Below are 9,861 nucleotides of genomic sequence, written 5' to 3'. Positions count from 1 at the left end.
TTCTTTTTCACTAGACTAATATGCTCCTCTCAAAGGTAAGCCATGCTCTGCTCTTATTTTGTTTTCAGTTATATCACCATTTCTTACATCTGATAAATATAAGAACACATCGTTTTATATTCGTATTCCGCTCCACGCATTGCTCAATCAGCGGATTAGATTTAGGATTAAAATAGACTGTTGCATCAATTCCTACAGTTGTTACACTCGCATGTGGCGACAATCTTTCATTTATGGCTCACTTTTTTGTCGAAGAAAAATTATTTTTAATTGGTTGGGTGTAATCCCAACTAATTAATTTAATATTGTACTTATTTAGCAACTCATCTGCTAGAATAACTCCCTTCGTTCCGCTTCCATCTTGGTATTGTTCTGAGAATGAAGCGTTTGGGTAAATTGGCTTGTACCCACTACCTCCTTCATCATCACCCATATAATACCAAGCGGGTCCGAGGTCGAAAAATATCTCTTGATTTGCGGTTTTTTTGTTTCCGAATGCAATCCCTGAAGCACCATCGACCTTTAATAGCAGAATCTTGGGATTTCCGCTTGCAAAGCGTTCTTTCCATTTGCGATATTTCCCAGTTCCTTCATTTGAACCAATCCCATCATATTCACATATTAAAGTATCTTGAACAACCTTACGTTCCCCGTTTATTTCATATTCCAAACGAAATGGAAATTCACCATAAGTAATTGCAGGGCGCGAAGGATTTGGTTCTAATTGAATGCCAATGAGCATGAGAAGCCAAGGCAAAGCAAAATACACTATGATTACAAGACCTAACAACAACGGAATACCTAAAATAATCATTATTTTCGCTTTCAATTAATCCCCCCCTCCTTTAATGATTCTTTTACCGAATCCATTGAGTGATTTTGTTTTCTCTGGTACAAGTTATACCAATCTGGATACCACCACTTAATCTTGTGTATTTGTGGCGAATAAACCATAGACCCCACTGATGGTTCACCTAATAAATGATTTAATAATTCACCTTTAACAACGTAGTGGGTCATGGTTCCAGTATAATCCTTGTCACTTAAACCATTAACCCAAAGTACTGCAGGTTAAGTATTGAATGTGATTGCATTTTTGTTGTTTGCAACGGCATTTGCCGTCGCTTCAGCGCCTCCTTTTGAATGCCCTACCATGGTTATCTCTTTACCCTTGTTAGCATTTACAAATTCAGTAGATTTCTTAATCGAATCCTTCATGTCCGCGGAATAGCCTATTGGTTGAAGGGCATTATTTTTCCAGTCGCTCCAATTTAAATCACTACCTTTGTTAACCAGTGCATATTCAAAAGTCCCACCTTTTAGGGTGCGGTAATATACGCCCATCACCATATTATCTCCACCAGTGATGGTATAGCTATACGTCCAACCTCCAGAAAGTGAACCTTTTAATTCATATATATGCTGCCATCTCGGCAGCTTCAATAGGTCTTGGAATATGCCCTGTTGGGTCAACATTCAATAACGGATTATTTTCCACATACGTGTACAAGTTCAAACTTAGCGGACTTTTAATATCCCCTTCATACGTATCCTAGTTTATAAAACGGAACTTAGAATAAAGAAGGTGGCAACTGGCTCTCTCAACCAATTACCACCAATTATATCATCCTACTTGCACTCTCGGAATCGTTGGCATCTCATAAGCTGATTTCTTCTTCATCATTGCGTAGATGATATTAATCAGCTTCCTCATGATACATATAATGGCTTGCTGCTTTGTTTTCCCCTCGGACATCCGCTGTAAATAGTAAGCATGAAAATAGGGATTCCTCGGCACTCTTTTAGTGCGAGTAACAGCGATCTGACGGATAGCAAGGCTTTTGATGATGTCATGCAACTCTCGGTTTCCTTGCTTACTTTTATAGTTGCGCGACTTATTTCCTGAACCAACCATTACTGGAGCAACACCAGCAAAACGAGCCAGCTTATCCGCTGTTGGAAAACGATGAATATCACCAATCTCTGCCACAAGTTCCGCTGCTGTCACAATATCTATCCCTGTCATGGATTCAAGTTGGAAGCCAAGCTGTCCCATCAACTGCTCGATTTCAACTTCAACCCTAGCAATCTCTTTCTTGAAAAAGCTAGCTGACCTCACCTGACTGACCACAACCGAATCACGTGAATCTTGAAAGTCACGATACGTATCACCATCAACGGAAATAAGAGATAATATTTGACCAGCCTTCTTATGGGAAAGCCCATTATTGCTATGACTTCGCAGAAACTCAGCTAATTTTTCCTCTGACAAGTCTTTCAATTTGTGCGGTGAAGGATATGCTTCCCAGAAGGCTAACGCCGTTTTACCATCAACTTCAGAGAAGAACTTCTTATAGCTTGGATATGGGTAACTAATCTGTTGATGTAGTTTCTTTACCGTTGCAGTTAGGCTTTTGGCGAACCATTTTCCGCTGCGTGACAAGCTGACTAATCGCCCAGTACAAATCGATCGGCTTCGCATCGGGTAATCGCTCCAGTTCATCTCTCAATACCTTTGCAACACATTCAGCGTCCCAGCTATCTGACTTCTGAACCGTCACATGGCTTTGTCTTCTAGCATTTGCTAGTTTGGCATTGACCTCTTTCACCCAGCATTGATTTTCTTTAAGATAGACAGCCAAACCTCTGCCATAACCTCCTACATCCTCAAGCCCATAGACAATCGACAATCCTTTTTTGGCATACTTCCTAACTTCCTTAACGAGCAAGGGAAATGCAGACGGCTTATTATCGAATTTAATTTCTCCTAACTTTTTGCTCCAACAGTCAATAATGACGGCTGTATGATGCTGTTTATGTAGGTCAACTCCTACATAAACAAGATTCTGCTGCTCAATCATTTTCCTCCGCTCCCTCTGTATTTGAATTGTTACTAATGAGTTTGATTCCAGTTCAATCAAGACTCGTTGCTACTCAGACACTTGCTCCGTATGTATCAGCCCATTAGTAACCACTCAAACGAGTGGCTAGAACAACAATGGTTAAATAAGTTTGCATCCTCAGTTCGAGCGGTCAATGCCGCAAAGACACGTTAGCAATATCTCATTTATCTTCAATGCGTTCCTTGACTAAATAATTGCTTGATGCACTCCATCTGCTTCGATCTGTCCGTAACGATACTTTCCCTGATAAAATGCTTTACGGTCTAGGATTCGCTTCACCTGTACCTTGGTGAACATCATTCCTTGCTCCGTAGAGAACCCCTCTTCATTCAATTTCTCAGCTAATGCCGATAATGACCATGTAGGATATTGCTCTTTAAGACAGAATAATCGTTGAACAATGGCTGCTTGCTTCTCGTCTATAACGATTTTCTTTGAACCTCGTTTCCCCTTATAACCAAAAGGAATACCGCCACCTGCAAACTTGCCTTCAGATGCTTTCTTATTTCGCCCTCTACCTAATTTCATTGAGATTTCTAATCGCTGGTATGCATCCAACAACTCCATAAGACCGTTAATCAAAAAGTCTGATGGGTCTTTCTTAAATATGCTGTATGTTGGCTGCTCGATGCTTTGGATGTCAATGTTGTGCCTTTTCAATTCACGATGAACAAGCACTTTAACTAGATCACTTCGCCACAATCGGCTAGTGTTTAGAACAACCACGTAATCAACCTTATTGCTAGCTATGAACGACATCATATCTTGAAAACCCTCACGTTCGACTTCTAAGGCTTCTTCATCCACCTTCGCACCGCTTATGCCTTCATCGGTAAAGACATGAACCAGATGCCATCCTTGTCGCTCACAATAGGCTTTGATCTCATCTTGCTGGTAAGACAGGCTGTAGCCATCCTTCGCTTGTCCTTGTGTACTAACCCGAACATAACCTATGACATTCATTGGATTACCTCCCTGTTAACCCTAGCGTTACACGAATTAGAATTAATGTTACGCTAAAGAGTTATACCCTTAAAAGTATATAACTATTGTATTACCTTTAAGCGTATATATCAATGCTAGGATGGATAGAATATGATATAGTACGGTTAACAGTATGATGTATTTGGTGGAGGATTACTTTCCCATGAAATTAAAAATTAGATTAAAAGAAATACTAGCCGAAAAAGGGATTTCTCAGCGGCAACTCTCTTTACAGATGAATATTCGACATGCAACGATTAATCATCTATGTTCCGACTCTGTTGATCGGGTTTATATCCGAACGTTAGAAGCCGTTTGTGAAGCTTTAGACATTTCGATTCATGAACTAATTGTTGAAGATCAGGAAGCATAGACATTTGAAAATGCAACCATAGTCGGTCTCTGGATGTGCTATGCCCTTTACTCCAATTCATTTCAAGCCTTTGGGTATAAACCATCCCCCCGATAACAGTTATCGTGATGGTAAACATTTTTTTATGTAGTGGATTGATTTCTCTTAGTTTTCACGTACAATTATAATTATGTTATTTTTATTTCATCCATCATCATGGACTTTTTATCGTTATCGGCAAAATAACGTGTCCCTGTCTGAGAGGATGTGTTTCCTAGCAGTTTATAGCTAATGGACTTAGGCAGTTCCCTTTGGGAATTGTCATTTTTTTGCCGTGCTCTTGCGGATGGCATAGGTTGATGGTTATATATCTGCCTTAGCGTCGATTCGTCGAACATGCGTTGCAGCATTTGGAAGCCAAGCATGGTTTCGATCTTGGATATGTTCTCTTTGTTTTCCATCAACCAAGATAAACCTATGTTACTAGCTTCTGCTGGATATTCGATCTGACCAAGCACCTTGTCTGTCATGTAGTTAAAGAATGGCTTGGCAATCAATTCAATGGCTTTCCTTGTAGATGCATACTTTTTCATATCGCTATCGCTCGGATTGACTTCAAGTCGCAATATCCCCTTGGCACGCTCGATAATGTCACTTGACTCCTTAGCTTTCGTGACTTGCTTATGCTTGTCATAGAACATGATTCCACTACTTTTATTCCAATATTTTACAGTTTGATCTTGGTTGTACATAGTCGTGTTCTTATAGGCTAACTGTTGTTTGCTTAGTAACCTCACGTAATCACCAACATTCTTACCAACTTGAAAATTCCAGCAAACATCACATCGACTGACCGTCCATTCGGAATGTGGAATATGAATATGAAATAATTGCTGTATTCTTTCTTGTAATCTATCGAAAAATAGTGGTATATCATCTTCTTCCAACATAGTTACATTGTCTCCATAAAGGAACTTGGGAATGGAGACTTGGATATGTAGAGTTTGACTACTCTCGATATATTTCATATATGGAATTTGTTTATCGTGAATCGTATAACTTGTATTTAACGCACCTGTTTCCTTGCTTAAAAATGTAACAGCGTTACCAGTAAGCTGATTCAATATGCCTGAATCAATGTAAACAGGTCTTACTTTCAACCTTACGGTGTCAAACATATGTAACCTTCTCTCTTTTTTTAAGATAATCTAGAATCTTGAATGTAATTAGATATGTTATAAGAATGGGCGACATTAGTCCTCTTTCGGCTGAAACTTGTTTTTATGCTTCTGATAGAACACTTCTACATCGTCCAAGAAGCCATTCTCACTCAATTGCTTGTACTTAGGCTTGTAACCTCCAAACATACTGTTTCGTTGAGCTAAGTGATACACCAAGGCTTTCATCATCTCTGCTTCTTGCTTTCCTTGACACAGAAGCTTAACGACATCTTGGAAGACTTCAGAATTTCCACCATACTCGTCTTCATTAATAGCTTTTCGAATGCTGTCTATTAACTTGGTTTCTTTGCTTTCCTCAAGATAGTCAATAATCCCCTTGTTCTGAGATATAACCTCTGATGTGGTGAACTCTTCACCATTTTCATCAATGCGAGATACCTTAACCTCATCAAATACATCCATTCTTCGGAAGTATTGAATCTGAATATCGATCTTTTCGGATTCAGTAAGCTCCTTCTGAAACAGATCAAACTCCTTGACTCCAAAAAGATCAGATAACCGCTCTAAACGCTGCTGCGGTATCTTCCTTCTGCCCTTAATCCAATCTTGAAATGTCTGCTTAGATACTCCAACTTTCTCAGCAACTGTCTTATACTCCATTTGCCATGTATCTGATATAAATTGTAATCCAACCATCTCATCACCGCCATACTAAGTATGTCTTACAGGGGTATTATATTATCGCATACCAAGTATGTCAACAACAAAAAAGACCACATGGAGTTGTTACACTCACATGTGGTTTAATGGAAAGACAATCATGATTAACAAAAATCTTCTTCAATAGATACCTTAACATGACTTTATTCCCTTTAAACATATAAACTCTTTTATTTCTTTTGCATATCCAAATTTGTTAATGTCTGACCGCAAATACAAGACACTTTTAACCTCTGCTTTCAGAGATACGATATAATGTTTTCCTCGATGAAGCTACTTAAATGCCCCCACCGTTTCGGAATGAACTACTTGGAAAGTATGCCAGTTCAACGTAAAGCACTGGGTACTGCAGTAAGGACAATTCCCTACTATGACGCACAAAAAATTCCTATCACTTTTTGAATTTAATAAATCATTTATTCGAACATTTCTAATGCTTCTCGAATATGCTCATTTTCATTATTCTTCAATTTTGATTCGAGGATATTTTTGCATTTTTCTTTTTGCTCATAAGAAAGTTCATCGAATACGTGTTCAAGTAACAAAAATGCTTCCATACTGACTTCGAGACTAGAATCGCCAATAAAATCCGTTATTGTTGCAATATGATGAATGTAATTGAGCTCCTCTAGTGCGTATAATAACGTTCCCCTGCTTCCTTTAGTTTTAGGATGTGTTAACATCTCAACCAAAGTGTCCACCGCTTTATTGTTTCCAATATCAGAGAGAGAAAGTGCAATTTCATTTCTCAAGATATTACTATCAGTAGCTGTAAGGTGCTTTAACAGCACTTCTAAGCACGACTCATCTTTAGTCTCACCAATATGTCTAACTAAACTGATAGCATCTTCAATCTTGCTGTCACAAATATAATCTTCTAGCCTACGAATAATTTCCACTAAACCACTCCTCTATTTGACTCTAGGTTTACCAAGTTCAACCCAATAATCATAAATTGCTTTTATCTCGTTTTTATTATCAAAATCATTACCACCAAACTCTTTTTTACCAGATCTATGCCACCATTTTACAAAATCTTTATCTTTATCATAGCCGTACCAGTTATCTCTACTTGACTTTGAACCACCTCTGAATTCTTTACCTTTTTTTGCAGACAACAAAGCTGTAATGCCTTGTTTAGCTAGAGACCTTCCCCACATTAAACCATCAGTGAAGTCTGGGAATCCTCGACTAATTTGATCAGACATATAATTAGATAATAGTCTCTGTCTCAGTTCTAGTTGAGTCTCTCTGCTTAAGCTGTAATAATGATCATTGTCACCAGCAAGCCATCGAACATAAGAATAGTCTTTAGTATATGTCGTCCAATAGTTAAGTTTAATTTGGAAAAGAAGCATTTTAGCTGTATTACTTCCCATTATTCCTGTCATAACACCATTTTGGAGAATTGGACGGCCAGTAAAATCTTTATCCTCGCCTAAATAAATTGACCCCTCTGTACTACACGCACCAGCATGTGCATAATCCCCATTTACAGAAACACAATAGTTTCCACTTGGATCAACATTACTTAATGGATTATTATGCACATACGTATATCCATTCTGACTCAGCGGATTCTTAATATCCCCTTCATACGTGTCCTAGTTTATAAAGCGTACTATATTCAATAAAAAGGACGGTAACCGTTTTCCAATCACCGCCCAACATTAGTATATCAACTTACTTGTTTAATGGGTACTTCTGGAATCGTGTAAACTGCTTTGGTCTTCATTAAGCGATAGATGACGTTAACCAGTTTACGCATTATACATACAATGGCTTGCTGCTTAGTCTTTCCTGCCGATATTTTCTGCTCATAGTAAGCGTGGAAGTAGGGATTTCGAGGCTCTTTCTTTGTCCTTGTAACGGCAATTTGCCTTATCGCAAGGGCTTTAATGATGTCATGTAGTTCCCTGTTTCCTTGCTTGCTTTTATAGTTTCGATGCTTGTTGCCTGAACCTACAGCAATAGGGGCGATTCCAGCAAATCGAGCCAGTTTATCAGCATTTGCAAAGCGATGAATATCCCCAATCTCCGCCACAAGTTCCGCTGAGGTGACCAGATCAACACCTGTCATCGTCTCCAGTTGAAAGCCTAATTGACTCATCAAGTCCTGAATCTCGGCCTCTATGCGTGCCAGATTGCGTTCTGAGCACCGTATATCTCTGACTAGGCTTCGTACGATAAAATCGCGTTTGTCCTGAAAATCTCGCCATGTACTTCCATCCGTCTGTACAAGTTCTTTAATTTGCATGGCCTTTTTGGTCGATAATCCATTATTGCTAAGTGCTCGCAAGAACTGGGCCAGATTCTCCACATGGACATGTTCCAAATGATCTGGCGATGGATAACGCCACCAAAATCCCAATGCCGTTTTCCCATCCACTTGAGAGAAAAACTTCTTATAACTTGGATAGTGATAACCAAGTTGTTGATGAAGTTTTTTCACGAGTCCCGTCAAATTTTTGGCAATCCAGCGTCTCTGATTGATCAACTGACTAATCGCCCAGTACAAATCAATCGGCTTGGCATCCGGTAAATTCGGCAGCTCATCTCTCAACACTTTCGCGACACATTCAGCGTCCCATGCATCGGATTTTTCAACTGTGACATGACTTTTGCGCCGGGCATTGGCCAACTTCGCATTGACTTCCTTCACCTTATATCCGCCTTCAAATAAGTATACCGCCAACGCTCGGCCGTAGCCGCCTATGTCTTCAAGACCGTAAATCACCTGCATGTCTTTCTTCAAATACTTGTTTACTACTTTTATAAGTGCAGCATAGGCAGTCGGCTTGTTGTCGAACTTGATTTCTCCCAGCTTTTGATTCCAACAATCGATGATAACGGCGGTATGATGCTGCTTATGTAGATCAACGCCAACATAAATATAATTTTGTGGATTCATGTAACTCCCCTTCCTTACGTCACGCCAGAAATCGTTTCCTTCGTGAAACAGATCAAAAGCGTAAGGTTGCATCCTCAGTTCGAGCGGACTTGCCGCAAAGATACGCCAGCAAACACTTACGCTTTACTCATCTTGCTTCCATTCGTTACATTCCATTTATGACTTCAGATGATCAGTAATATATTGTCGTTCCGTCTTTTTCAAATAGCGTAGTGAATGCTCAAAAGTGTAGAGATATTGTTCTTTCAGCATACTCAGCCGCTTCACATCGCCGGCAGCAATGGCTTCCTTAATCGCTGGAATCAACTGCTTGTTAGTCACGCCAAAACGGCCCGGCTTTACCAGCTTGTCCACTTCCTTTGTTTGCTTTTCGCTCATGATATACAACCTCCATCGTATTCGTTCTTATCGAGGTCGATCGTATCAAGTCATGATGCTCTCGTACACGGCCACTTTGATTTTTACAAGCCTACATCGGTTCTGGAATAAAAGTGTAACGGTTCATCGCACATCAAAATTGACACTTTTTCCACTTCAGATGTTCGTTTACAATGCTTGTTAACAGATTCTTTACACTTCTGTACTCAGGTTCGCAATCGTGTCCAGCACCAGCATAGGAAATTTATCATTATCGCATGGAATATCAAATGAAAATTGCTCCTGCAATTTCATTGGAAGGCCGATCACTTCTTCAAGATACTGCTGTAATTCCAGACCATCTGTTTGAATTTCCATCAGGACAATCATGTCGTGTACCTTGCGAAGTTCAATCGTTACCGTATGTTTTTTGCAAGTGAAAAATGCTCAATT

General features: G+C 39.4%; 11 protein-coding genes and 1 pseudogene. 1 reads left to right on the top strand and 11 read right to left on the bottom strand.

Annotated elements, in window-relative coordinates; translation table 11 throughout:
* Window positions 1-238 precede the first annotated feature (238 nt).
* The 4 genes and pseudogenes from BBG47_RS26050 to BBG47_RS26035 all read right to left on the bottom strand — a co-directional run bounded on the left by BBG47_RS26050 (window position 239) and on the right by BBG47_RS26035 (window position 3,866).
* Window positions 239-829, bottom strand: coding sequence for a hypothetical protein (locus BBG47_RS26050; RefSeq protein ID WP_065294162.1), 591 nt, complete (start codon window positions 827-829; stop codon window positions 239-241).
* A 242-nt stretch (window positions 830-1,071) separates the two neighbouring features.
* Entirely contained in the window at window positions 1,072-1,350 is a 279-nt protein-coding gene (locus BBG47_RS26045) for a Tle-like phospholipase domain-containing protein (RefSeq protein ID WP_175400644.1), read from the bottom strand.
* Between the two features lie 274 nt (window positions 1,351-1,624).
* Window positions 1,625-2,861, bottom strand: a pseudogene (locus BBG47_RS26040) (IS110 family RNA-guided transposase).
* Window positions 2,862-3,089: 228 nt separating this feature from the next.
* On the bottom strand, window positions 3,090-3,866 hold the full coding sequence (locus BBG47_RS26035; RefSeq protein WP_065294160.1) for a recombinase family protein: 777 nt from the start codon (window positions 3,864-3,866) through the stop codon (window positions 3,090-3,092).
* Window positions 3,867-4,050: 184 nt separating this feature from the next.
* Here BBG47_RS26035 and BBG47_RS26030 point away from each other — a divergent pair, with 184 nt between their 5' ends.
* The gene (locus BBG47_RS26030; RefSeq protein WP_021259370.1) at window positions 4,051-4,260 is read left to right on the top strand and encodes a helix-turn-helix domain-containing protein; all 210 of its coding nucleotides are present in this window, start codon (window positions 4,051-4,053) and stop codon (window positions 4,258-4,260) included.
* 167 nt (window positions 4,261-4,427) lie between these two features.
* Here the strand turns inward: BBG47_RS26030 and BBG47_RS26025 are convergent, their stop codons facing one another.
* The 7 genes from BBG47_RS26025 to BBG47_RS30155 all read right to left on the bottom strand — a co-directional run bounded on the left by BBG47_RS26025 (window position 4,428) and on the right by BBG47_RS30155 (window position 9,786).
* Complete coding sequence (locus BBG47_RS26025; protein WP_065294159.1) at window positions 4,428-5,417, bottom strand: hypothetical protein; 990 nt, start codon at window positions 5,415-5,417, stop codon at window positions 4,428-4,430.
* Between the two features lie 75 nt (window positions 5,418-5,492).
* Complete coding sequence (locus BBG47_RS26020; protein ID WP_065294158.1) at window positions 5,493-6,116, bottom strand: helix-turn-helix domain-containing protein; 624 nt, start codon at window positions 6,114-6,116, stop codon at window positions 5,493-5,495.
* 440 nt (window positions 6,117-6,556) lie between these two features.
* The gene (locus BBG47_RS26015; RefSeq protein WP_065294157.1) at window positions 6,557-7,039 is read right to left on the bottom strand and encodes a HEAT repeat domain-containing protein; all 483 of its coding nucleotides are present in this window, start codon (window positions 7,037-7,039) and stop codon (window positions 6,557-6,559) included.
* 12 nt (window positions 7,040-7,051) lie between these two features.
* A complete protein-coding gene (locus BBG47_RS26010) occupies window positions 7,052-7,690 on the bottom strand; it encodes a hypothetical protein (protein ID WP_065294156.1) in 639 nt (212 codons plus the stop codon).
* 128 nt (window positions 7,691-7,818) lie between these two features.
* Complete coding sequence (locus tag BBG47_RS26005; protein ID WP_065294155.1) at window positions 7,819-9,051, bottom strand: IS110 family RNA-guided transposase; 1,233 nt, start codon at window positions 9,049-9,051, stop codon at window positions 7,819-7,821.
* Between the two features lie 156 nt (window positions 9,052-9,207).
* A complete protein-coding gene (locus tag BBG47_RS26000) occupies window positions 9,208-9,429 on the bottom strand; it encodes a hypothetical protein (RefSeq protein WP_065294154.1) in 222 nt (73 codons plus the stop codon).
* 192 nt (window positions 9,430-9,621) lie between these two features.
* Entirely contained in the window at window positions 9,622-9,786 is a 165-nt protein-coding gene (locus BBG47_RS30155; RefSeq protein ID WP_175400645.1) for a hypothetical protein, read from the bottom strand.
* Window positions 9,787-9,861 lie beyond the last annotated feature (75 nt).

Source organism: Paenibacillus sp. KS1 (assembly GCF_001680695.1).
GTDB lineage: Bacteria > Bacillota > Bacilli > Paenibacillales > Paenibacillaceae > Paenibacillus_B > Paenibacillus_B suaedae.
Note: the sequence above shows the minus strand (reverse complement) of the source record. Positions and strands in the feature narration are given on the sequence as shown.